At 48.9% G+C, this 22365-nt stretch carries 23 protein-coding genes; 14 read left to right on the top strand and 9 right to left on the bottom strand.

From position 1 onward, the window contains the following. Window positions 1-37 precede the first annotated feature (37 nt). Both ACFFJP_RS09130 and sbcB read right to left on the bottom strand, forming a co-directional pair. Window positions 38-889: a hypothetical protein gene (locus ACFFJP_RS09130; protein WP_377242654.1), complete on the bottom strand. Its 852-nt coding sequence runs from the start codon at window positions 887-889 to the stop codon at window positions 38-40. A 213-nt stretch (window positions 890-1102) separates the two neighbouring features. After that, window positions 1103-2536 (bottom strand): exodeoxyribonuclease I, encoded by a 1434-nt coding sequence (gene sbcB, locus ACFFJP_RS09135; RefSeq protein WP_377242656.1) that lies wholly within the window; start codon window positions 2534-2536, stop codon window positions 1103-1105. A 165-nt stretch (window positions 2537-2701) separates the two neighbouring features. On the opposite strand from sbcB, the gene ACFFJP_RS09140 reads away from it, so the two are divergent. After that, window positions 2702-3622 carry an endonuclease gene (locus tag ACFFJP_RS09140; RefSeq protein WP_377242658.1) on the top strand — a complete coding sequence of 307 codons (921 nt, stop codon included), beginning with the start codon at window positions 2702-2704 and terminating at the stop codon, window positions 3620-3622. Between the two features lie 29 nt (window positions 3623-3651). Here the strand turns inward: ACFFJP_RS09140 and ACFFJP_RS09145 are convergent, their stop codons facing one another. Next, window positions 3652-3891: an HP1242/YdcH family protein gene (locus ACFFJP_RS09145; RefSeq protein WP_377242660.1), complete on the bottom strand. Its 240-nt coding sequence runs from the start codon at window positions 3889-3891 to the stop codon at window positions 3652-3654. Window positions 3892-4053: 162 nt separating this feature from the next. Between ACFFJP_RS09145 and ACFFJP_RS09150 the strand changes: the two genes are divergently transcribed. The 7 genes from ACFFJP_RS09150 (at window position 4054) to ACFFJP_RS09180 (ending at window position 12485) form a co-directional block, all read left to right on the top strand. Continuing rightward, a complete protein-coding gene (locus tag ACFFJP_RS09150; protein WP_377242662.1) occupies window positions 4054-5070 on the top strand; it encodes an isoaspartyl peptidase/L-asparaginase family protein in 1017 nt (338 codons plus the stop codon). A gap of 97 nt (window positions 5071-5167) precedes the next feature. Beyond that, window positions 5168-5587 carry a CBS domain-containing protein gene (locus ACFFJP_RS09155; protein WP_377242664.1) on the top strand — a complete coding sequence of 140 codons (420 nt, stop codon included), beginning with the start codon at window positions 5168-5170 and terminating at the stop codon, window positions 5585-5587. A gap of 97 nt (window positions 5588-5684) precedes the next feature. Continuing rightward, window positions 5685-9569: an ATP-dependent RNA helicase HrpA gene (gene hrpA, locus ACFFJP_RS09160; RefSeq protein WP_446686820.1), complete on the top strand. Its 3885-nt coding sequence runs from the start codon at window positions 5685-5687 to the stop codon at window positions 9567-9569. Window positions 9570-9636: 67 nt separating this feature from the next. After that, the gene (locus tag ACFFJP_RS09165; RefSeq protein ID WP_377242666.1) at window positions 9637-10032 is read left to right on the top strand and encodes a response regulator; all 396 of its coding nucleotides are present in this window, start codon (window positions 9637-9639) and stop codon (window positions 10030-10032) included. A gap of 68 nt (window positions 10033-10100) precedes the next feature. Then, window positions 10101-10400 (top strand): PilZ domain-containing protein, encoded by a 300-nt coding sequence (locus tag ACFFJP_RS09170; RefSeq protein WP_377242668.1) that lies wholly within the window; start codon window positions 10101-10103, stop codon window positions 10398-10400. Window positions 10401-10529: 129 nt separating this feature from the next. Next, window positions 10530-11888, top strand: coding sequence for a YjiH family protein (locus ACFFJP_RS09175; RefSeq protein WP_377242671.1), 1359 nt, complete (start codon window positions 10530-10532; stop codon window positions 11886-11888). A 174-nt stretch (window positions 11889-12062) separates the two neighbouring features. After that, complete coding sequence (locus tag ACFFJP_RS09180; RefSeq protein ID WP_377242673.1) at window positions 12063-12485, top strand: hypothetical protein; 423 nt, start codon at window positions 12063-12065, stop codon at window positions 12483-12485. 69 nt (window positions 12486-12554) lie between these two features. Here ACFFJP_RS09180 and fur read toward each other — a convergent pair whose 3' ends face one another. Beyond that, a complete protein-coding gene (fur, locus tag ACFFJP_RS09185; protein WP_377242675.1) occupies window positions 12555-13001 on the bottom strand; it encodes a ferric iron uptake transcriptional regulator in 447 nt (148 codons plus the stop codon). Between the two features lie 150 nt (window positions 13002-13151). Here fur and ACFFJP_RS09190 point away from each other — a divergent pair, with 150 nt between their 5' ends. Both ACFFJP_RS09190 and ACFFJP_RS09195 read left to right on the top strand, forming a co-directional pair. Next, window positions 13152-13619, top strand: coding sequence for a DUF4442 domain-containing protein (locus ACFFJP_RS09190; RefSeq protein ID WP_377242677.1), 468 nt, complete (start codon window positions 13152-13154; stop codon window positions 13617-13619). A gap of 15 nt (window positions 13620-13634) precedes the next feature. Next, window positions 13635-13997 carry a VOC family protein gene (locus tag ACFFJP_RS09195; RefSeq protein WP_377242679.1) on the top strand — a complete coding sequence of 121 codons (363 nt, stop codon included), beginning with the start codon at window positions 13635-13637 and terminating at the stop codon, window positions 13995-13997. Window positions 13998-14064: 67 nt separating this feature from the next. On the opposite strand, the gene fldA is transcribed toward ACFFJP_RS09195, so the two are convergent. The 4 genes from fldA to ACFFJP_RS09215 all read right to left on the bottom strand — a co-directional run bounded on the left by fldA (window position 14065) and on the right by ACFFJP_RS09215 (window position 15939). Then, window positions 14065-14595: a flavodoxin FldA gene (fldA, locus tag ACFFJP_RS09200; protein ID WP_208931341.1), complete on the bottom strand. Its 531-nt coding sequence runs from the start codon at window positions 14593-14595 to the stop codon at window positions 14065-14067. 12 nt (window positions 14596-14607) lie between these two features. Further along, window positions 14608-14895, bottom strand: a complete 288-nt coding sequence (ybfE, locus tag ACFFJP_RS09205; RefSeq protein ID WP_208931342.1) for a LexA regulated protein — start codon at window positions 14893-14895, stop codon at window positions 14608-14610. Next, on the bottom strand, window positions 14895-15116 hold the full coding sequence (locus tag ACFFJP_RS09210; protein WP_244151320.1) for a DUF2788 domain-containing protein: 222 nt from the start codon (window positions 15114-15116) through the stop codon (window positions 14895-14897). Before ACFFJP_RS09210 ends, ybfE begins: the two co-directional genes overlap by 1 nt. A gap of 61 nt (window positions 15117-15177) precedes the next feature. Beyond that, a complete protein-coding gene (locus tag ACFFJP_RS09215) occupies window positions 15178-15939 on the bottom strand; it encodes an alpha/beta fold hydrolase (RefSeq protein ID WP_377242682.1) in 762 nt (253 codons plus the stop codon). Between the two features lie 98 nt (window positions 15940-16037). Here ACFFJP_RS09215 and seqA point away from each other — a divergent pair, with 98 nt between their 5' ends. From seqA to ACFFJP_RS09230, 3 genes are all read left to right on the top strand, one after another. Then, the gene (gene seqA, locus ACFFJP_RS09220; protein WP_377242684.1) at window positions 16038-16541 is read left to right on the top strand and encodes a replication initiation negative regulator SeqA; all 504 of its coding nucleotides are present in this window, start codon (window positions 16038-16040) and stop codon (window positions 16539-16541) included. Between the two features lie 99 nt (window positions 16542-16640). Then, complete coding sequence (pgm, locus tag ACFFJP_RS09225) at window positions 16641-18284, top strand: phosphoglucomutase (alpha-D-glucose-1,6-bisphosphate-dependent) (RefSeq protein WP_377242686.1); 1644 nt, start codon at window positions 16641-16643, stop codon at window positions 18282-18284. Window positions 18285-18481: 197 nt separating this feature from the next. Beyond that, window positions 18482-20980 carry a glycogen/starch/alpha-glucan phosphorylase gene (locus tag ACFFJP_RS09230; protein ID WP_377242688.1) on the top strand — a complete coding sequence of 833 codons (2499 nt, stop codon included), beginning with the start codon at window positions 18482-18484 and terminating at the stop codon, window positions 20978-20980. A gap of 68 nt (window positions 20981-21048) precedes the next feature. Here ACFFJP_RS09230 and ACFFJP_RS09235 read toward each other — a convergent pair whose 3' ends face one another. Next, window positions 21049-21789: a substrate-binding periplasmic protein gene (locus ACFFJP_RS09235; RefSeq protein WP_377242690.1), complete on the bottom strand. Its 741-nt coding sequence runs from the start codon at window positions 21787-21789 to the stop codon at window positions 21049-21051. A gap of 177 nt (window positions 21790-21966) precedes the next feature. Here ACFFJP_RS09235 and ACFFJP_RS09240 point away from each other — a divergent pair, with 177 nt between their 5' ends. After that, window positions 21967-22323, top strand: coding sequence for a hypothetical protein (locus tag ACFFJP_RS09240; protein ID WP_377242692.1), 357 nt, complete (start codon window positions 21967-21969; stop codon window positions 22321-22323). The last annotated feature ends 42 nt before the right edge of the window (window positions 22324-22365 follow it).

Below are 22365 nucleotides of genomic sequence, written 5' to 3' on the forward strand. Positions count from 1 at the left end.
AGCAGTGCTTCTAAGTAGTTGGGTACCGATTTCAAAATCAGAGTGGAGACATATACAGTTTGAACAAACTATGCAGGTCTTTTAACCGGCCTTCTGCTTTTGCATTCCAGTACGCATCAATTAATGCCTGAGGTTCCGGGAAGCATTTGTCTGAACCGTAACGTGCAGTATATTCAGGATGACGTTCCCAGATGGACCCAATAATGGCGGCGATTGCATACTTCTCAGGAGTATCACCACCTTTCAGGATGGCACCAACCTGACCAGTCATGCCTGGGCACAATTTTGACGCATCAGTATTACCTTTTACCAACACACTGTTGCAGTTAGCCGGCATCCGAGAATTGTTTTTATTATAAGTAACGGGAGCTGAAGTAACCCACTGCCTGTTGCTGGCGAGTTTTGAAGTTGGCGCGTTTGTGACGATTAAAGCACTAGAACCTTTTTTAACCTGATTCCACCAGGTGTTAAAGCTGTACATATCACAAGTCAGTTGTGTATAGCGGTAATAAGTTCTGCCGGATTGTCTTTTTGTCTCATAAGTACATAAAACCGCTTTAAAAGTCGACAATAACCAATCGTCGAAATCAACATTGAATGCAGAGATAATTTGAGACATGCTTGACCACTGCGGGCGCTCGTATGCATTCGGGTTTTTCTCAGATGTTGCTGACGCAACGGCTGACCCTGAATTACTGAGACTGGTCTCGCCTGGAGTACAATTCAGTTCGACACAACCCCAAGCTTTACCACTTTTAAGTGACAGCACCACTGGCACGCTGACTGCACTGGCTTGTAATAAAAATTTGCGGCGGGAGAACGCTTTGTGCGCGTTACGCTCAGGCTGCTGTTCCATTTGACCTTGTTGCGCTTCATTTTGCTGATTCATCTTGGTACCTCATAGTCCGATTACATTGCATTAAGCAAAAAGCCTGCCACAAATATATATCACTGTTTTTAAACGATTTTATCTTAACTGCGTGCGGTTAACAACAACCATTGTAAAGCAATTTGACACTAATGTTTTTACATCTGTTATGAGATGTATTCTACACGGCAATATTTTGCCTCGCTACTATTGTTTGCGACGCTGACCTTGTAGTCACATGCTGTTTATATAACTGAATAATTGTTTCAGTAGTGCTACTGCTGTCGGATCATCTTGTTTTTGCTCTGCGCATTGCTCCAGTTCCAGCATGAAATCATCCAGGGTGCGGGCAGGTTGTTCAGCGCCAAACTGCAGACGGTCTTTACAGAAGCGCTGCCACAGCGCCAATTCTGTATGATTCAGCGAATGAGGGTAGTTGCGGGCACGAAAGCGAAACAACAGATGATTGAGCCTGTCATCCTGAAATACCGGCGGTGCAACCGCCAGCTGTTGTGGTGATGACTGATGGATTTGCGGCAGCAACCGGCGGTCTTGATCAGAGATGAACCCCTGATAGAGGCTATAGTCCGGACATTGGCTAGGTTCAGCTGCTGACTCTGCCTGATAAATATCGAGAACCAAACGAAGGATTATTTCCCGCTGTTGACGCAATTGCTCAAGATGCTGCAGACATTGTGCTCGGTCTATGCCAAGTTCTTCGGCCCGTTCTGCCGATAGTGTTTTTGCCGGTGCCAATACCGGGCATTTGTTCAGGTGCACCAGTTTTAATGCAGGCCGGACTTCGTCAAACGACAGCTCGCTGGTCTTCGCATAAAGTCGACGCCGGGCTTCATCTGCACTGAGGCTAAACAGAAGCGTCGGATCCTGTTGTAGATTAAAGCAAATCACTGCGTTTTTGTTGGTTGGGTGAAATGCCAACGGCACTATCCAACTACAACAACCTTGTAGCGCCGGAAACTTAGATGAAACATGGACCAGTGGAGTGTGACCCGCGACATCAATTAATGCGGTCAGCTGCTGTTTTTGCCGGTGCTGCCATAAGTAATTGAATAATCTAGGTTGCGCCCGTTTGATTAAGGCAGCGAGTGCTACTGTGGCATAGACATCACTGCTGGCGTCATGCGCATTTTGGTGGCTGATGCCATTGGCTTTTGTTAGATCTTCCAGACGAAAACTCGGGCTGCCATCTTCTTTTAATGGCCATTGAATACCATCAGGTCGCAAAGCAAAGCATGCACGAACCACATCAATGAGATCCCAGCGACTATTGCCGTGCTGCCACTCCCTGCTATATGGGTCGATGAAGTTACGAAACAGAGTGTGCCGCACCATTTCATCGTCAAAGCGAATGTTGTTGTAGCCGATGACACAACTGCCAGCCGTCGCTAGTTGTTCGTGTAATCGCCGGATAAATTCAACTTCCGGCAATCCCTCTCTCTGACATTTTTGCGGAACGATCCCGGTGATCAGCGTGGCGGTCGGAGAAGGCAAATAGTCCGGCGCCAGCTGGCAATAAGCCATTTGTGGCTCACCAACAGGCTCAAGGTCCAGATTAGTGCGAAGCCCCGCGAATTGGGAAATCCGGTCCTTTTTTGGATCAGCTCCCCAGGTTTCCAGATCGTAAAAATAAAACGTTTCAGCGCTCAATCCAGCTTCCTTCGCACTTAATATGCGACTACAAAAATCGCCGCAGTATAAGTCAAAGGCTCTGGCTAAAAAAGGCGTAACTTTCTGTTATGCTGCGCGCCATGGCGTGCTGTTGGCTTGCAAACAGAAGTGAAGAGGTTGTTTGTGTTGTTCCGAATTATTTTTATGTTAGTTTTTACCTGTGTTGCTGTGGGATCGGTGCATGCGGCACCGGCTGATTTTGACTCAGCAAAACGCATTGCGGCACGAATTTTTGCCGATGAACACACTGACTTTTATTGTGATTGTCCGATCCAATGGATTAGTGGCAAAGGTCGGATTGATCTGAAGTCTTGTGGCTATCAGGTCCGTAAGAACGGTCCGCGTGCTCTGCGCGTTGAGTGGGAACACGTTGTACCGGCGCAACAGTTTGGCGCTGGGCGGGCCTGTTGGAAAAAAGGTGGGCGCGAGCATTGTGGCGATACGGACGCGAAATTCCGCCAAATTGAAGCCAACTTGTTTAATCTGCGTCCGGCACTGGGGGAGGTTAATGGCGACCGCGCTCATTTCAGGTTTGCCGAACTGCCCGATGTAAAGCCACAGCATGGTGCCTGTCCGGTCCGGATAGACTTTAGTCGCCAACTGGCAGAACCCCGGTTCGAAGTGCGCGGCGATATTGCCCGGATCTATTTTTACATGGCCGACCGCTATCAACTCACATTAAGCAAAGCTGAGCAAAAACTGTTTTTACGCTGGCACACTGAAGATCCGGTAGATGATCGCGAATTAACGTTAATGCGGCGAACTGCGCAACAGATGGGACATTCAAATGACTTTGTAACCGGTGAAAAACGCTGGTATCTGGGATATTTGTCAGCCCAGCCAGAGTTGTCGGAGCCGGAACCCGTCGCAGACACACTCCAGGTCAACTCTGCTGGGCAGTCATCGCTTTCACCAGCGGTGGTTGGCAATAAAAAAAGTAAGAAATATCACTTGCCACATTGCAGCGGCTATTCACAAATAAAGCCTGACAACCAGCAGCCATTTGCCACTGAAGCAAAAGCGATTGCGGCAGGATATCAGCTTGCCGGGAACTGTAAAAAGTAACAGCAGCCTTTTGGCTGCTGTTCTCATATTCAGGCCTGTTGCAGGCTTCTGAATAACTGGTCTTTTAGCTGGAGACGGACCTTTTTGCGCAATTCAAGATATTCTCCTGACGCAGTTTCAGCACCTTGTTCCAACCGGTACACTTCGTGGTCTACATCATGATATTCGGCAAACAAGCGGGCGAAGTGATGATCTGTCGTTTTCAGTTGATGAATTTTTTCCCGATATTCAGGAAATTCGTGTACTAAATCATGTTTTTCCAGGCTCATTTCATATTCCTTGTGCAACTAATAAGCTGCAGCCAGTTTAGGATAAGGCTGGTTATAAACTCTTGATCTGGCGCAACCTTCAGTGATTTGGTCCCAAGCCCTGGTCACAGCCTCCTCAGGCAGGCGTATGGTAACGAACATTTAAAGTGGAGAAACATATACATGAAACATAAAACTTTAGCCTTTATCGCCGCCAACCTATTGTGGTTATCACAGGCGCAGGCGGCTTCGGCACCTGTTGGTATTGTGATCCACGGTGGCGCCGGTACCATTTCACGTGACAGCATGACGCCAGCACAGCAAAAAGCCTATGAATCTACGTTAAAACACGCGGTTGATCAGGGTTATGAGGTGTTAGCGCAGGGCGGCAGCAGTCTGGATGCTGTCAGCGCCGCAGTCGTGATATTAGAAGATTCACCGTTGTTTAATGCCGGTAAAGGGGCTGTCTATACCTATGACGGCACGCACGAACTTGACGCAGCTATTATGCGCGGCGACAACAGAGCCGCAGGTGCTGTCGCTGGGGTCAAAACAGTGAAAAATCCCATCAAGCTTGCCCGCGCCGTCATGGAGCACTCAGAACACGTGTTGTTGACTGGCGCAGGAGCAGAACAGTTCGCCAAAGTGCAGCAGCTGGAGCTTGTCGACAATAGTTATTTCGATACTGAATTTCGGTATCAAGCGCTGCAAAAAGCGCTCAAAGCTCTGACTAAAACACCGCATCAGGCCAATCTACGACTAAGCCCGCTGTTTCCGCTCGAATGGAATGTTGGCACCGTCGGCGCTGTAGCAATTGATAAGAATGGACTGTTATCTGCAGCAACATCAACTGGTGGCATGACCGCTAAACGTTTTGGCCGGGTTGGAGATGCGCCGCTGATTGGCGCTGGTACTTTTGCTGATAATCATAGCTGCGCGGTATCTGCCACCGGCCACGGCGAATTTTTTATCCGGTATCAGGTTGCCGGTGATATTTGTGCACGGGTACGTTATCAGGGTAAAAAAGCCGCAGTTGCCGCAGATGAAGTGATGCAGGAACTCAAAGAAGTTGGCGGACTTGGCGGCGTTATTGTTGTCGATCAGAAGGGCGCGTTAAGTTGGCACTTAAACACTGAAGGCATGTACCGCGCCAAACGAGAACAAGGAAAAGACGCTGAGATTGCGATTTTCAAAGATTGATCTGTATCAGAGCATCCTGCTGAATTTGCACTAAGCTTGGGCAGAAGGGTGATAAAAAACCCTTTGTATCAACCGAAGTTTGATTTGGAGGGGATGCATGAACTTATTAAAAGTGTCTGATCACATGAACCGCCATCCGGTGACGTTTAATCAGGATATGACGCTCGAAGCTGCCGTCGACCGTCTGACCGATGTAGCACAACTCGGCGGGCCCGTGGTCGATACAGCACACAAAGTTGTTGGTTTTTTGTCTGAACAGGATTGCCTGGCGCGCATGTTACTGAGCTCTTATCACGACGAGGGTTTGGCTTATGTCCGTGAGTTAATGCGTAAAGATGTGCTCACTGTGCATATGGATAGCGGTATTATCGAACTGGCGCAGTTAATGCTCGGATTAAAACCCAAAATTTATCCGGTGGTCGATGATAACGGTGTTTTACAGGGCGTGATCAGCCGTACCGACGTGCTGCGTGCTATCGATCAGGAATTACACTCTCATTATCGCAAAGTCAGCTAATTCGCTGATGTGTTTAGCCATTGATACCTGAGCCGGCGCTGCCGGCTTTTGTCTGTTTGTGCTAGCATAGCTGCCTTATTTTTGCGGGGGCTGTGTTTTGTCTGAGTTATCGCCGGTTGTCGAACTATTACCTGTCAGTGCCTTGATGGATGCGGTGGCATTTTGTCTGCTCAAAGACCAATTCCGTTTGCGGCGGATGTGCCGTGAGTTGGCGAAGACTTCAGATCTGAAACGTCATACGCAATTACAAGCGGACATCATGTCATCTCAACAGGCGCGCCAGAGCAGAGCACAGGCGATGCCTGCAGTCAGTTATCCGGCCGAGTTACCGGTCAGTGGCCGTAAAGAAGATATTAAAGCTGCCATTGCCAAGCATCAGGTCGTGATTATTGCCGGCGAGACTGGTTCTGGTAAAACCACACAAATTCCAAAAATTTGTTTGGAACTTGGACGCGGTGTAGCAGGCTTGATAGGCCATACGCAGCCAAGACGCCTCGCCGCACGCAGTGTCGGCCAACGTCTGGCGGACGAACTTGCAGTGCCGCTTGGCCAACAAGTTGGCTACAAAGTACGCTTTGGTGATCACACGGGCAGCAATACATTGGTGAAGCTGATGACCGACGGTATTTTACTGGCGGAAATTCAGCAGGATAAATTCCTCAATCAATACGACACCATCATCATCGATGAAGCACACGAACGTAGTCTGAACATCGATTTTCTGCTCGGCTACTTTAAGCAGTTGTTGCCAAAACGGCCGGATTTGAAGTTGATAATCACCTCCGCGACCATTGATCCACAGCGTTTCTCCCGCCATTTTGCCAATGCGCCGGTACTGGAAGTATCAGGTCGGACTTACCCGGTCGAAGTGCGCTACCGGCCGGCGACTGAGATGGATGACAAAGACGCCGATCAGTTACAGGCTATTTTTGACGCCGTCGACGAACTCTATCGGGAGCCGCCGGGCGATATTCTGATTTTCCTTAATGGCGAACGCGAGATCCGTGATACCGCGGATGCGCTGGAAAAACTAAAACTGCCACATACAGAAGTATTGCCGCTTTATGCCCGGTTGAGCGCTGCCGAGCAAAACCGCATTTTCCAAAGCCATGCGGGCCGGCGTATCGTGTTGTCGACCAACGTGGCAGAAACCTCGTTAACCGTACCGGGGATCCGCTACGTCATTGATCCGGGTACAGCAAGGATCTCCCGCTATAGCTATCGCTCGAAAGTTCAGCAATTGCCCATTGAAGCCATTAGCCAGGCCAGCGCGAATCAACGGAAAGGCCGCTGTGGTCGCGTCGCTGCCGGTATTTGTATCCGCCTGTACAGCGAAGAGGATTTCAACAACCGGGACGAATTTACCGATCCGGAGATCCTGCGCACCAATCTCGCGTCAGTCATCATGCAGATGTTGGCGTTAGGCCTCGGCGATATTCAACATTTCCCGTTTCTGCAAAAACCGGACAGTCGTTTTATCAATGACGGCGTGCGCTTACTTGATGAACTCGGCGCGCTGAAAGCTGAACGCAAGCAAGGCCTGCAACTAACACCGCTTGGTAAACAACTGAGCCGATTGCCAATAGATCCGAGATTGGCGCGGATGGTGTTAGCCGGGGCAGAGCGCAACTGTCTGGATGAATTGCTGGTGATCACTGCCGCGCTGTCGATTCAGGATCCACGCGAGCGGCCACTGGATAAAAAACAAAAAGCTGATGAATTACATGGTCGTTTTGCTGACCCTGATTCAGATTTTGCCAGCTGGTTAAAGCTATGGCGTTATTTGCAGGAACAGCAGGACAGCCAGACCAACAATCAATTCCGCCGGTTGTGTAAACAGGAGCTGCTGAACTATTTACGTGTCCGCGAATGGCAGGATCTATATGCGCAGCTGTCGCAAGTCTGTGAAGAACTGGCGTTGAAAAGTAACAGCACTGCGGCAGACTATCAGAGCATTCATACCGCCATCCTGACCGGGTTGTTGGGCCAAATTGGTAGCAAAGACAGTGAAGCGGATTACATCGGCGCGCGGCAAAGCCGGTTTTTTGTTTTCCCCGGCAGCCATTTATTTAAGCGCAAGCCAAAGTGGGTAATGACCGCAGAATTAGTTGAAACCAGTAAACTCTATGCCAGAACTGTCGCGAAGATTGAACCTGAATGGGTCGAACCGCTGGCGCAACATCTGGTTAGCCGCAGCTACAGTGAGCCGCATTGGGAGAAAAAACGCGGCGCCGTGATAGCGTTTGAACAAGTGACGCTTTATGGTCTGATCATCGTCGGTAAACGTGCGGTGCAATACAGCAAAATCGAACCAGAGCTGTGCCACAAAATTTTTGTTCGTGAAGCCTTGGTCAATCAGGAGCTGGGGCTGAATGAGCCATTTTTAGCGCACAATGCCCGACTCATTGACGAAGTGACTGATCTCGAGGACAAATCGCGTCGGCGCGATATTTTGGTCGACGAAGAAACGTTAGTTGCGTTTTACGCAGAAAAAGTACCAGTTCACGCCAACAATCGTATTGAGTTTCAGCACTGGTGGAAAACGCAAAAGCAACAAGATGCAAAGTTTCTGAACTTTGATCCGGATATGCTCAAACGCCATGACGCCGACCATATTACTGACGACAGTTATCCGGAGTTCTGGTCGCAGGGCAATCTGCGTTTGCCGCTTGAATATCATTTTTCACCGGGCGCGCCCGATGATGGCGTTAGTCTGTGTATTCCACTTGCCTTGCTAAATCAGGTACAAGAGCTTGGGTTTGACTGGTTGATCCCTGGTTTGCGCCATGAATTACTGGTCGCGTTAATCAAGTGTTTGCCGAAGATGTACCGACGTAATTTTGTGCCGGCCCCCAATTATGCTGATGCCCTGATGCAGTCGGTAAGCCCAGAAGACGGACCTTTGCTCGCGTCTGTCACACAGCGTTTAAAACGGATGAGTGGTATAACCATTGCAGACGATGCCTGGGAACTCAGTGAGTTACCTGTGCACTTAAAAATGAATTTTAAAGTGACGGATGACAAAGGTGCGGTGATTGCTCAACATCGTTCACTGGCGTTATTAAAACAACAACTACAGGGACAGGTACAGGAAACGCTGAGTTTGGTTGCAGAGCAGGGTATTGAACAACAACAGCTGACTGACTGGAGCTTCGGTGAGCTACCCCGTGAATACGTCCGGCTGCAGGCTGGCTATGAAATTAAAGCCTTTCCGGCACTAGTTGATCAAAAACACAGTGTCGCGATCCAGCTACTGGATAGCCCGGAGCAGGCCGCAACGCAATCTCGGCTCGGACTACGCCGTCTGATGTTGTTGAATCTGCCGTCACCAGTGAAATATTTACAGGAAAACCTGCCGAATAAAGCCAAGTTAGGGCTCTATTTTAACCCGTTTGGCAAGGTACTTGAGCTGATTGACGATTGTATCGCCGCCGGCATTGACCATTTGGTCAACCAACATTCCTGGCCACACAACCAGCAGGAATATCTGCAGTTACGGGACGCGGTGCGCGCCGAACTCGGTGATACCGTGCTCGCCGTGGCGATGCAAGTAGAGCAAATACTGACAGTGGGTCATGAAATCAGTAAAAAACTGCGAGGTCGGATGGATCTGGCTCTCGCCTATGCAAACGCCGACATTAAACAACAGCTTGATGCATTGGTGTTTAAAGGCTTTGTCAGCGAATTTGGCGCAACACGGCTTGACGACATCAAGCGATACTTGTTGGCACTGCAAAAGCGGCTGGAGAAATTACCGGTCGATCCGCAACGCGACCGACTGCAGATGCATGAATATGAGAAAGCAGCTGACGCCTATCAGCAATTACTAGGCAAGTTCGCCGGTAAGCCTTTACCAGAGCCGGTACGAGACATTCGCTGGATGCTTGAAGAGCTTAAAGTGTCATTGTTTGCACAACAGCTCGGGACGCCATATCCAATATCATCGAAGCGTATTTTACTGGCGGTTCAGGAGCTTAAGTAGCTGCAAGCTTGTAGCTGGCAGAATTTTCAGCTACAACCTTTCAGGCAGCAACAATAAGGATATGGCCATGACAGGTGCTGAGTACAAAGTTGAGGCAAAGAAAGTACTGCTGGTGGATGACGAGCCGTTTAACCTTGCGTTGCTTCGTTTGGCGCTGCCAGTGTCACAGTACCAGCTGAGTTATGCTGCTCAGGGCCAGGCTGCATTGATGTTGATCCATGATGATAAACCCGATTTAATTTTGCTCGATATTTTGATGCCAGGATTAACTGGCATCGACTTGTGTACATTGCTTAAGCACAATCCGCTCACTGCGGACATCCCGGTGATCATGTTGTCTGGACTTGATTCACCGGCAGATGCGCGTGCGGCCTCTGCTGCTGGTGCATTGGGTTATATTCCGAAGCCATTTACTGCAGAGAAAATTTTATCGCAGATTGAGCAACTGACAGGTTGGTGCTGATGGCGGCGCTTTACAGTACTGACAGAAAGCTTTATAACAAATGCGGTCGGCCTTAGACGAGACAACCCATGCTGAGCAGAAACGATAAACGTAATTATTTTCGAATGATGGTAAATACCGAAGTCCAGATGATGATCAATGATCCGGAATCAGGCAGGATGCTGAGTGGTATCTGCCGGGATTTAAGTGCCACAGGCATGGCTGTTGAAATTGACGAGCCTCTGGAAATGGGCACGATGATCCATCTGCGACTCGAATCAAATAACAGCTCTGTTGTCCCGCTCGACGCGCATGCGAAAGTGGTGCGATGCACGCAGGAATCAGAAGATTTGTACCAAATTGGTTTGACGTTTATTGAACTGAATTAAATGGCCCTCGCTCCGGCTTTATGCTGAGCAATGGCCGATTTTTCGGCGAACTAACCAAAGCCGCGTGACAGCAACAGTCGTTTTGATTAGGCTGTGCCGCTTGTAACTGGTCAACACCGATGTTTCATCATGCCCTCATCTGAAAACTACTCTACCTTACGCAACTGGCTCATTCTGCTGTTGCCATCGTTACTCGGTGTATTTCTCTTTATGACGCCGATCCCTGCCGAAAAAGGCCTGACAATTCCGGTCGCAGTGATGGCAAATCAACTCAAAATGACGCTGGGTAGCTGGATGCCATATTTACTGGCATTTATCGTTACAGTGTCTGCAGTGCTGACTTTGCTTGTTAAGCTGGCAAAACCAGTCCAGGTCCCATCCAGTAGTTTTGCCGGTAAATTGTTTAGCCCGGGTTGGGGCTGGGTTGTAGTTCGCGTACTGGGTGCAGTCTTTTTACTGTTAGTGCTGTCCGGCCAGGGGCCGGCATTTATCACCAGCCCGGCGACAGGCGCGTTAGTGTTAAACGACCTGCTGCCAGTATTATTTTGTGTCTTTGTATTTGCTGGCTTACTGCTGCCGTTGCTGCTGAACTTTGGTCTGCTGGAATTCATCGGAACTTTAATGACCAAAATCATGCGGCCTATTTTTCGTTTACCAGGCCGCTCGGCGGTTGATTGCATCGCCTCCTGGATTGGTGATGGCAGTGTCGGGATCTTATTAACCAGTAAACAATATGAAGCTGGTTTTTATACGGCAAGGGAAGCAGCTGTGATCGGCACCACATTCTCAGCTGTATCGGTCACTTTCTGTATCGTGGTACTGGGCCAGGTCCGGCTTGAACACATGTTCCTGCCATTTTATGCCACCATTTGTACGGCTGGTCTGGTCGCAGCGATTGTCCTGCCATATTTGCCGCCACTGCGCGGTAAGCCCGACACATATATTGATGGGATTGATCATATGCGTGCTGAAGGGGGGCAGTTTAGCCAAACATCAGTGTTTAGCCGGGCGGTCGCGCACGGACTGCATCGTGCTAGTCAGGCCAGTGGATTTCGCGCGACACTACGAGAAGGTATTGAGGCGGTGCTGGATATGCTGTTCGGCGTTCTACCGGTCATTATGGCCGTCGGCACACTGGCGCTTGTCATTGCCGAGCATACATCTGTGTTTAGTATCCTTGGCGCGCCATTTGTGCCCTTGTTAGAGCTGTTGCAAATACCGTATCCGGACCAAGCGGCGAAATCGGTGATGGTAGGTTTTGCCGATATGTTTGTGCCTTCTATTCTTGTTAGCGAAGTACCCAGTGAGCTCACCCGCTTTGTCATTGCAGCATTATCAGTCACTCAACTTATTTACATGTCTGAAGTCGGCGCCTTGCTACTCGGCAGCAAGATACCCGTGACTTTGGTGGATTTGTTTGTCTTATTCATTCTGCGCACACTGATCACTTTACCGGTCATCGCCGGTATGGCTCACCTGTTATTCTGAAGCTAAATCAACCGCATGAACCGCAGCGCCTTAGCGCTGCAATTCATGTCTGCTGACAATTTTTGTACATCTGAAACACTTGCATTGCTTGACTGTCGCGTGGAGCTTGTTAATCTGTTCGCCTTACACAGAATTAACATTCAACGCGACTCGCCTGAGTCCAGGGAAGTTCCGATGTCTATGTTACGCGTTCTCTTGTTGTTGCCTGCGATGGTATTGTCAGCCTGCAGTCAGACACCACCATCAAACCAAAATCTACTGACTGAACTCGATGGACCGCTTGCACAGATGCAAGTGGATGGCCGCCAGCTATACCAGCGTATGCAAAAACTGACACTAGATAAAAGCTGTACCACTGATCAGCAATGTCAGGTGCTTGGTATTGGTTCTCGCCCGTGCGGTGGGCCTGAACAGTTTTTGCTGTTTTCCAGTCAACAGACTGACCAAAAAATGCTGACAATTACCAACGACCGCTACACCCGCATTCGTCAGGAGCAACAACAACGGTTAGGTCAACGCAGTACTTGCCAGCAATTAATAGCACCGCTGCCGGCATGTCGTCAGCAACAATGCGTGCTGCTTAACACTGACCGCTGAAAAAGTCGCGAACATTAACAGAACAAAAAAGGCCGCGAGTTAGCGGCCTTTTTAGATTTGATAATCTATCTATTTATGCTGAGAAGTTTTGTACTGCTCACAGCCGGCTTTATCAACACACTCTCCGTACAAATACAGACTGTGGTGCGTCAACTTAATGCCATTTTTCTCAGAGATCTCGAGCTGTTTACGTTCGATCTCATCATCTTCAAATTCAATGACTTTACCGCAATTGAGGCAGACCAGGTGATCGTGATGATCAATGCGGCTCAATTCAAACACCGATTTTCCACCTTCAAAATGATGGCGTGTAACAATACCGGCGTCATCAAACTGATTCAATACACGATAGACAGTGGCCAGACCGATGTCTTCACCGATCTCCAGCAGGATTTTATACACGTCTTCCGCGCTGATGTGTTGATGAGCGGGATCCTGCAGGATCTCCAGAATCTTTACGCGGGGCAGCGTGACTTTTAAACCTGCTTTACGCAGCTCGCTGTTATGATCAGGCATGTGGGCATCACTTAGAAAATAAGGGTTAGTTGATTATAAGGCTATTATTCGTTTGAGGAAAAGCGAAAAATGGCTCGGTTGCCGCATCGCTGGTCAGACAGAAAAAAAAGCGGCATAATCACAGGACAGACCAGTTAGGAAATACAATTTATGAAATGGGCGTTCAAACCCGGTGTGATGCGGCATTTGTTAAATTTTTGGCCGCCATTCTGGTTTAACGGCATCAAAGTCGCGGTCCTGGCAACTGACTATCGTTATGCCAAAGTCGAATTGAGCGACAGACCGTGGCGGCGCAATATAAATGGAACCCAGTTTGGTGGGAGCATGTTCGCAATGACGGATCCGATTTACCCGTTATTGCTGATGGGCGCAATGGGTAAGACCTACATGGTATGGGATAAAAAAGCCGATATTGATTTTATCCGGCCTGGACGCGGCACTTTAATTGCCGAGTTTTGGTTACATGACGCGACCATCAACGAAATCAAAGCGGCAACGGACGATGGACAGAAGTACTTCCCACAGTTTCTGGTGCTGGTGAAAGACAAAGCCGGTGAAGTGGTTTGTGAAGTGAACCGTACCGTCTATATTCGTAAGAAACCACAGCACAGAGAATAAATAGGCAGGATATTGATGCTCGGACTACGTACAGTGATTTACCCCGTTGCAGATCTAAACGCAGCATCTGCCTGGTATCAGCAGGTTTTTCAGACCACGCCATATTTTGACCAGCCATTTTATGTCGGATTTAGTATCGGCGGTTTTGAATTGGGTCTGGTGCCGGACGGACAACCAAGTCGTGATGGTCAGGTGGTCTATTGGGGGACCCTTGATATTGAGTCTGAAGTGGAACGAGTCCGGACATTAGGCGCACATATCGTTGCACCAGTGACCGACGTTGGTGATGGTATCCGTGTTGCCAGTCTGGCTGATCCATTTGGTAACGTATTGGGTTTCATCGAAAACCCACTATTTGACAAGGCCCAGGTGCGTTAACCAAATTGATTCATCACGGCAAAAAAAGCCACCTAACGGTGGCTTTTTTTCGGCTCGGGATCTGAAATCACAGACCTTCGAGATCTTTCAGACTCAATTCGTCATAAATTTGCTTACACCACTGTTTAATTCGGGTGTCACTGAGTTCAGGCTGGCGATCTTCGTCAATGCCTAAACCGACAAAATGGTCGTTATCAACTAGCGCTTTTGACGCGACAAAGTTATAGCCCTTGGTGGGCCAATGACCAACAATGATAGCGCCTTTTGGTTCGATAATATCGCGTAAAGTGCCCATCGCATCGAGGAAGTATTCAGCATAATCTTCCTGATCGCCACAGCCAAAAATTGCCACCAGCTTGTTATTGAAATCGATGTTTTCCAGCTCAGGGAAAAAATCATCCCAGTCACACTGCGCTTCGCCGTAGTACCAGGTCGGGATGCCGAACATCAGCAAATCATAAGCGGCGATGTCTTCTTTTGAACTCTTGGCAATGTCATGCACTTCGAGCAGATTTTTACCCAGTTCTTTTTGGATTTGTTTTGCAACATGTTCGGTGTTACCGGTGTCGCTGCCAAAGAAAATACCTACGGTAGCCATAATTAAGCCTTCTTACTTTGTTACCACTGGCTTTGCTAACGCCTGAGTTAACAGTTGTTCGATCAATGCACTGCGGGTAGTTTGCAGTGCCTGTGCTCTTGCGTCGAGTTTTTGATACAGGTCTTCCGGTATCTTGGTCTCAATGCGTTTTAACCCTTTGCTGCGATCGCGGCGCACCTGATTCCGTTTATTCAGTTTCAGCTGCTCTTCACGTGGCAGAGGGTTGGTTTTGGGTCGGCCCGGCCGCTTTTCGTGCGCGAACAGGTCGATGGTGGTTCTGTCGCTGGAAATTTTTGCCATCAGCCCATGCCCTGCGACTCATATATCACCTGGATAATGCCTTTGGCGATAAAACCAAAACATCCCAAGAATAATACCAGCCAGACGAAAATACGTCCGAATTTCGGCACATCACCTTTTTTTAATACGTCCTGGATCGCCATTCCGATGAGAAAAAATAACACGGCGAGCGCAAACCAAGTTCCAAACGTTTCAATTTGTTCCATGTACTGATTTAACATGACGGAAACCTTCAAAAAAAACCCGCGCAATATACCACAAAGGTATGCGGAAAATATTGCGTCAACTCAATAAAAAGTCTGCAGTAATTTTGGCAAAAGCCGCAGGCTTTTCGGCATGTAGCCAGTGACCGGTGCCCTCGATGATTTTGGCTTTGGCAGCAGGAAACAGCTGGCGAATGATGGACTGATGGTCCGGTTGCAGATAGTCAGAATTGCCGCCTTTGATAAACAAAGTTGGTCCGGTGTAAGGCCCGGTTGCTTCGGGGGCGGCTAACACCTGCGCATATTGCGATGTTAATGCGGCCAGATTAAAACGCCATTGAAACGCATCGTCGACTTTGACCAAACTTTTTAATAGGAAAGCACGGGTGCCGGCGTCGCCGATGGCCGTCTGCAATTGCTGATCAGCCTGTTTACGATCGGTCAGTGTTGCCAGATCAACACGGTTCAGCGCGTCAAGAATGCCAAGATGGCGCGCCTGACTAACCACAGGAGAAATATCCGCCAGCACCAGTTTACTCACCCGTTCTGGTTGGCTCAGTGCGAGCTGCATCGCCGCTTTCCCCCCCATCGAATGCCCGAGTACTGCAGCTGACGGGATCTGCAATGCATCCATCGTTTCAATTAAATCTTGCGCCATCAATGCGTAGCTCATCTCATTGCTGTGGCCAGAACGACCGTGGTTACGCAAATCAACATTGATAACGCGAATTTGCTCGGCCAATAACCGCGCGATCATGCCAAGATTTTCATAGCTGCCGAACAGTCCATGAATTAATAACAACGGAGTCCCTTGGCCTGTGATGTCGGTATGTAATATCATGGATTTCCTCTTGATTCTGCCGCGATCCCGCCTAATGGGCGTATTGTCCGTACCGGACACGCGGGCACTGTCATTTTGGGTCTAATAAAGGTAATTACATGAACACAATAGAAATTGATGATGAGCTCTACCACTTTATTGCCGGTCAGACCCAACGCATTGGCGAAAGTGCCAATGACATCTTGCGGCGCATTCTACTCAATAAGCAATCTGTTGCCCAGCAACCTGCCGCAACAGCCGTTGTCGCAGAAAATTCAAAATCCTCACAGAAAGTCTTTGATATTCTGAGCAAACAGGATCTTCAGGCTGAATTATCTGTGGTAGGGCGCTTTTTGATCATTTTGTCTGCGCTGTCACGGGCACACAAACAAGATTTTGCTCAGGTACTGGAGATCAAAGGTCGCAATCGGGTGTATTTTGGCCGCAACGAAGCTGATTTACTGGAAGCGGGCAGCAGCACCAATCCAAAACAAATACCAAATAGCGAGTTTTGGGTGATCACGAATTCGAATACGACCCGTAAAAAAATGATGCTGACTGAAGCTGCACTCAAACTCGGTTACAGTGCTGAAGAAGCGGAGACTATCCGCGATTTTCTCTGAATTGCCGCTATTTGGCGCATAAACGCTGCGGATAACAAAATCGTGCCGGAACAGAAAACCGGTTGAAGTGCAGGAATGTGAATTTAAAAAGGAAGCATCATGTCATTACATCCATTGGCGGGTCAGCAAGTGCCGCGCTCTATGCTGGAAAATATTCCTCGTCTTTGCAGTTATTACTACACGCTAAGCCCGGATATGACTGATGCGGCGCAGCGAGTGTCATTCGGTACATCCGGCCACCGTGGTGTGGCAAGTCAGGGTTCTTTTAACGAGGCACATATTTTGGCTGTGTGCCAAGCGGTTGCTGAATACCGGGCTCTGCAAGGCATCAATGGTCCTATGTTTGTTGGCAAAGATACCCATGCATTGTCCGAACCGGCCTTTCAGACTGCGCTACAAGTGCTGATCGCTAATGGCGTGACCGTAAAGATCCAGCAGGGCTATACACCGACACCGGTGATCTCACATGCAATCCTTACCTTTAATCGCGAAAAGCCACACGCGCTGGCCGATGGCCTGATTATCACACCTTCACACAATCCGCCGTCTGATGGTGGTATTAAATATAATCCACCACATGGCGGGCCAGCGGACACAGATGCGACCAGCTGGATTGAACAACGCGCTAATCTGCTGATTGAGCAAGGCCTGAGTGGCGTGAAACGTGTCAGTCTGAGCGACGCGCTGGGCAGTGTGTTATGTCAGACGCATGATTACATCAGTGCTTATGTTGAGGATTTGCAACACGTCGTTGATATGGACGCTATCCGTGCAGCAGGAGTCAGCATTGGTGTGGATCCGCTGGGTGGTTCTGGTCTGGAATATTGGCCGGTGATTGCCAGACGTTATGGTTTGAATCTGACCGTGGTGAATGACCAGATTGATCCCAGTTTTGCTTTTATGCCATTGGATAAAGATGGCAAGATCCGCATGGATTGCAGCTCGCCGTGGTCGATGGCAAACCTGATCAAACTCAAAGATGATTTTGATATCGGCATCGGCAACGACGCCGATTTTGACCGGCATGGCATAGTCACCCGCAGTGGCGGTCTGATGAACCCGAATCATTATCTTGCGGTCGCCATCGATTATTTGCTCGCCCATCGTCCCGACTGGCCTGCTGCGGTGAAAATTGGCAAGACACTAGTTTCCAGCGCGTTAATCGATCGCGTCGTTGCGGGTCAGCAACGCGAACTGTATGAAGTACCCGTTGGTTTTAAATGGTTTGTCCCTGGTTTGTTTGACGGTAGTCTTGGTTTTGGCGGTGAAGAAAGCGCCGGCGCCAGTTTCCTGCGCTTTGACGGTTCGGTCTGGTCGACCGACAAAGACGGTTTTATCCTTGGCCTGCTGGCCGCTGAGATTGTCGCCAAAACAGCGCAGGATCCTTACCAACGTTATATCAGTCTGACTAAAACTTACGGCGCGCCGCTTTATCGCAGACTCGACGCACCAGCCTCGCTGGCACAAAAAGCAGCCTTGAAAAAACTTGATGTATCCAGCGTCACGCAAACGATGCTTGCCGGCGATGATATTCTCACGGTAATGACCAAAGCGCCCGGTAATCAGGCAGATATTGGTGGAGTGAAAGTCGTGACAGCCAACGGCTGGTTCGCAGCGCGGCCGTCAGGGACCGAAAACAGCTATAAGATTTATCTGGAAAGCTTTGTTGATGCGGCACATCTGGATTTACTCGAACAAGACGCGAAAAACTTCGTCGCTGCGGTGTTTCGCCGCGCGGAATGATTGTCAAGGCTTTGCATTCGTATGTAATTAGGTTACAGAATGCAAAGCTACATCGTTAGATTCTTGCTTTATCACGGTCTATTCTGTAATTTTGTTACACGTTTATTTTCGTCTGGACTTTCGAGGTTAATCGATTAAGATTCAGAGAATACAAATTTTTACAGAGTCAACTGACTCTCATCAGCTGGAACTACATTATGAACGTCAAAGTCGCGACTGCTCCTGAAACGACCGCTGTTGGTCAACGGCCGAATGCCACCGAATTAAAAGAACGTATTGTCCGTCATTTGCACAGCACACTCGGTACAGACGTCAATAAGGCCAGTCCACAAGCCTGGTGGCGTGCGACTTGCGCTTCGATCAATGAATATGTGTTTGATGGCTTGCGTAATACACAGCGCACGCACTATCAGCAAAATACCCGCGCTGTGCATTATTTCAGTCTGGAGTATCTGATGGGGCGGTTGTTCAGTAACAACCTGCACAATCTTGGTTTTTATGAAGAAGCAAAACAAGCGCTGCTCGAACTCGGTATCAATATTGCCGATCTGGAAGAGCAGGAAGAAGACATGGCGCTCGGCAACGGCGGTTTAGGCCGTCTGGCTGCATGTTTTATCGATTCGCTGGCAACGCTGAACTACCCGGCAATTGGTTATGGCATTCACTACGAACATGGTCTGTTTAAGCAGGAATTTCAGCACGGTATACAAATCGAGCGGCCGGATTCCTGGCGTGAATACGGCAACCCGTGGGAGATTTGCCGGCCAGAATCGGCGCAGGAAATCTCGGTTTATGGTTACGTTGAAACCGTGTATGACCTGCAGGGCCGGATGAAAAAAGTCTGGCACCCGGGACGCATTATCAAGGCAGTCCCTTGGGATATCCCGGTAGTCGGCTACAACGGCAGCTCAGTGAACGTGTTACGTTTATGGGAAAGCCGCGCCAGTGATTTCTTTAACTGGGACGTATTTAACTCAGGTGGTTACATCGATGCGGCGCGCGAGAACATCGAAGCGGAAACCATTTCAAAAGTACTGTATCCGAACGATGAAACCGAAGCGGGCAAAGAGCTGCGCTTAATTCAGCAATATTTTTTCTGCTCCAGTTCGCTGAAAGACATTATTCGTCGCTACAAGCGGGCCCATGGTGATGATTGGTCACAGTTTGCCAAACAAGTGGTCATCCAGTTAAACGACACACACCCAACGGTGGCTATCCCTGAACTGATGCGTATTTTAGTCGACCGCGCCGAGATGACCTGGGATGACGCCTGGAACATCTGTCAGCATGTATTTGCCTATACCAACCACACATTATTGCCAGAAGCGCTGGAACGCTGGCCGGTGCGGTTATTTGAGAAAGTGCTGCCACGACATCTGGAAATCATTTACGAAATCAACCGCCGTTTCCTGGTTGAACAGGTTGATGTACGTTGGCCGGGTGATGTTGAGAAAAAACGCAAACTGTCGATTATTGAAGAAGGTCACGAACCGATGGTTCGGATGGGCCATTTATGCGTGGTCGGTTCTTTCCGGGTCAATGGCGTTGCAGAAATTCACTCGCAGCTGGTTAAATCTGACCTGTTTCCGGAAATGGTCGCTTTGTGGCCAGACAAATTCACCAACATCACCAACGGCGTGACGCCACGGCGCTGGTTAAAAGCCTGTAACCCGCGACTGGCAAAGCTGCTCGATAATACCATTGGGACTACTTGGCCAACACAGTTGACTGAGCTTGCTAAGTTAAAAGCTTATGCGGATGACCCGGCAATGCAGGACGCCTTTATGGCGATCAAGCAACAAAACAAGGCTGAGCTTGCGACAGAAGTAAAAAGACTGACTGGCGTCGATATCGACCCACATGCTTTGTTTGATGTGCAAATCAAACGCCTACACGAATATAAGCGTCAGCACCTGAATTTGTTGCATATTCTGGCGTTGTATCGTCGGATCCTGCAGAACCCGGATTACGACATGGTGCCACGGGTATTCCTGTTTGGCGCGAAGGCAGCACCAGGCTACAAGCTTGCCAAAGAAATTATCTATGCCATTAATAAAATTGCCGACAAGATCAACCACGACAAACGGGTTAAAAATCGGATCAAAGTGGTGTTTATGCCGAACTATCGCGTTAGTCTGGCAGAAAAGATGATCCCGGCAGCCGACGTGTCTGAACAAATTTCGACAGCAGGCAAAGAAGCGTCAGGGACCGGCAATATGAAGCTGGCGCTTAACGGTGCTGTGACTGTAGGTACGCTGGATGGCGCCAATATCGAAATTGCGGAAGAAGTAGGACTCGACAACATCGCAATCTTCGGTCTGACCGTTGACGAAGTGAAGGCGTTGTATCAAAGCGGCTATAACAGCCGCGATTATTACCTGAATAATCCTGAACTGAAGGCAATTCTGGATTGGTTAGAAACTGACTATTTCACGCCAGGCAAACCGGGTGAACTGGCAGCAATTAAACGCAGTTTATTGGAAGGTGGTGATCACTATCTGGTCATGGCTGATTTTGCATCATACTGTGACGCGCAACAAAAAATCGATGAATGGTATCGGGACCGCAATGGTTGGGCGCGTAAAGCGATGCTCAATACCGCCAGCGTGGCTAAGTTTAACTCCGACCGTTCAATTGAAGACTACGTTGAAAAAGTCTGGCAACTGAAGCGTTGCGTTGTGGCGGTGAAACCTTAAGCGGTTTTATCTCGACATCAAATAGATAAAGCCCCGGCCCCGGGGCTTTATCGTTTCTGAGTTCCTGTTTACGGCAGTTCAGAAAACCACAAACCTTCGGCATCCAGTTCTGCAATCGCCTGTACCAGTTGCTGTTTTTGCTTAAATAACACCGAGTTTTTACTGAATCCGGCCGACACTTTGGTTTGTGACAGACGCAATGGTGTGATCGTCAACTGTTGGTACTCCGGGAAATTGGTGATGGCAAATTTCAGATAATCCAAATCTTCCACCAGGCCTTGTGCCCGGTCTTTTAATACCAGTTCGTTTTTAACGCGGCGTTCAGCCACTTCCAGCGTTTTTTGCCGGAATTTGCTCTGTTGCAATAGCTCCATCATGGGTTGTCCCATATAGCTACCTTGGGTCAAGGCGATGATGCCGGGGAATTCAGCTAGTTTCGACAGGTCTTGCAGCTGTTGCCACTGCGGATCGGTCATCGTCGTGGCAAATGCCAACCGCTCCAGATGATGCGGCCGACTGAACCATAAAAAAGCTTCCCGGGCCGGCGTCGGTGTCAGGTTAAACATCAGGTCCAGATCGCCCTGCTGCAGTAACACCAGCGCCCGTGCCCAAGGCACGTCGTAAAATCGCACGCCACAATTGAGTTTTTGTGCCAGCCGCTGTGACAAAACGACCCGGCTGCCACGCCATTCACCGTCTTTTTGATAAGAATACGGCGGAAAATCACTGACTTGTACCCGCAACTCACAGGCTAAAACCCATCGTGGCCAAGCATACAACACACAACAACACAGGAAGATCCAGCGCATTAACAGCTCCGGCAACCGAGATTTCTAAACAGTAAAGCAGAAGACGACTTTACTGTCAGCCAGGGTCTTAACTTGCCAATAGATAAACTTTTACAGTTTTACACTGGAGATTGTCCGGTAAGTCCCCATATCCTGTAGCTAGTGCGACAATTAATCTGCAGCAGATCCGAGGTAGTTATGTCTGGTTTTGGCCAAAAAGGTCCGGTATTTATCCAGTTAAAAAGCGGCCGACCGGCCAATTGGTTTAGTCTCTTACTGCTGTTGCTAGGCGGTTTGTTCTTATTGGTATTCGGTGTTTGGTTATTATTGATAGTGGCAACGTTGTTGGTTTTGTTATTACCCTATTTATGGTGGAAAAAACGCAAACTAGTACAGAAGATGCAAGCGCAAATGGACCAATTCCGCCAAAGTCAGGCAAATAGTCAAAACGACATGGGAACTGCAGGAGCAACCACCGCACACCGGGCCGATCATACAGCACCTTCCGGACTGGTGATTGAAGGTGAGGTGCTGCAAAAACGTCAGGAAGATTAAAGCCTGCGGAAAAACCAGATTAAGCCTTAATCCCGTCGGAGC

This window comes from Rheinheimera tilapiae, from assembly GCF_042432165.1.
Classification (GTDB): Bacteria; Pseudomonadota; Gammaproteobacteria; order Enterobacterales; family Alteromonadaceae; genus Pararheinheimera; species Pararheinheimera tilapiae.

Coding starts and splice junctions, on each gene's coding strand:
- ACFFJP_RS09165 (WP_377242666.1), top strand. CDS start 9,637: ATGACAGGTGCTGAGTACAAAGTTGAGGCAAAGAAAGTACTGCTGGTG.
- ACFFJP_RS09210 (WP_244151320.1), bottom strand. CDS start 15,116: ATGTTAAATCAGTACATGGAACAAATTGAAACGTTTGGAACTTGGTTT.
- fur (WP_377242675.1), bottom strand. CDS start 13,001: ATGCCTGATCATAACAGCGAGCTGCGTAAAGCAGGTTTAAAAGTCACG.
- pgm (WP_377242686.1), top strand. CDS start 16,641: ATGTCATTACATCCATTGGCGGGTCAGCAAGTGCCGCGCTCTATGCTG.
- ACFFJP_RS09175 (WP_377242671.1), top strand. CDS start 10,530: ATGCCCTCATCTGAAAACTACTCTACCTTACGCAACTGGCTCATTCTG.
- ACFFJP_RS09190 (WP_377242677.1), top strand. CDS start 13,152: ATGAAATGGGCGTTCAAACCCGGTGTGATGCGGCATTTGTTAAATTTT.
- ACFFJP_RS09240 (WP_377242692.1), top strand. CDS start 21,967: ATGTCTGGTTTTGGCCAAAAAGGTCCGGTATTTATCCAGTTAAAAAGC.
- ACFFJP_RS09130 (WP_377242654.1), bottom strand. CDS start 889: ATGAATCAGCAAAATGAAGCGCAACAAGGTCAAATGGAACAGCAGCCT.
- ACFFJP_RS09145 (WP_377242660.1), bottom strand. CDS start 3,891: ATGAGCCTGGAAAAACATGATTTAGTACACGAATTTCCTGAATATCGG.
- ACFFJP_RS09150 (WP_377242662.1), top strand. CDS start 4,054: ATGAAACATAAAACTTTAGCCTTTATCGCCGCCAACCTATTGTGGTTA.
- fldA (WP_208931341.1), bottom strand. CDS start 14,595: ATGGCTACCGTAGGTATTTTCTTTGGCAGCGACACCGGTAACACCGAA.
- seqA (WP_377242684.1), top strand. CDS start 16,038: ATGAACACAATAGAAATTGATGATGAGCTCTACCACTTTATTGCCGGT.
- ACFFJP_RS09155 (WP_377242664.1), top strand. CDS start 5,168: ATGAACTTATTAAAAGTGTCTGATCACATGAACCGCCATCCGGTGACG.
- ybfE (WP_208931342.1), bottom strand. CDS start 14,895: ATGGCAAAAATTTCCAGCGACAGAACCACCATCGACCTGTTCGCGCAC.
- ACFFJP_RS09170 (WP_377242668.1), top strand. CDS start 10,101: ATGCTGAGCAGAAACGATAAACGTAATTATTTTCGAATGATGGTAAAT.
- ACFFJP_RS09215 (WP_377242682.1), bottom strand. CDS start 15,939: ATGATATTACATACCGACATCACAGGCCAAGGGACTCCGTTGTTATTA.
- ACFFJP_RS09140 (WP_377242658.1), top strand. CDS start 2,702: ATGTTAGTTTTTACCTGTGTTGCTGTGGGATCGGTGCATGCGGCACCG.
- ACFFJP_RS09180 (WP_377242673.1), top strand. CDS start 12,063: ATGTCTATGTTACGCGTTCTCTTGTTGTTGCCTGCGATGGTATTGTCA.
- ACFFJP_RS09195 (WP_377242679.1), top strand. CDS start 13,635: ATGCTCGGACTACGTACAGTGATTTACCCCGTTGCAGATCTAAACGCA.
- ACFFJP_RS09230 (WP_377242688.1), top strand. CDS start 18,482: ATGAACGTCAAAGTCGCGACTGCTCCTGAAACGACCGCTGTTGGTCAA.
- ACFFJP_RS09235 (WP_377242690.1), bottom strand. CDS start 21,789: ATGCGCTGGATCTTCCTGTGTTGTTGTGTGTTGTATGCTTGGCCACGA.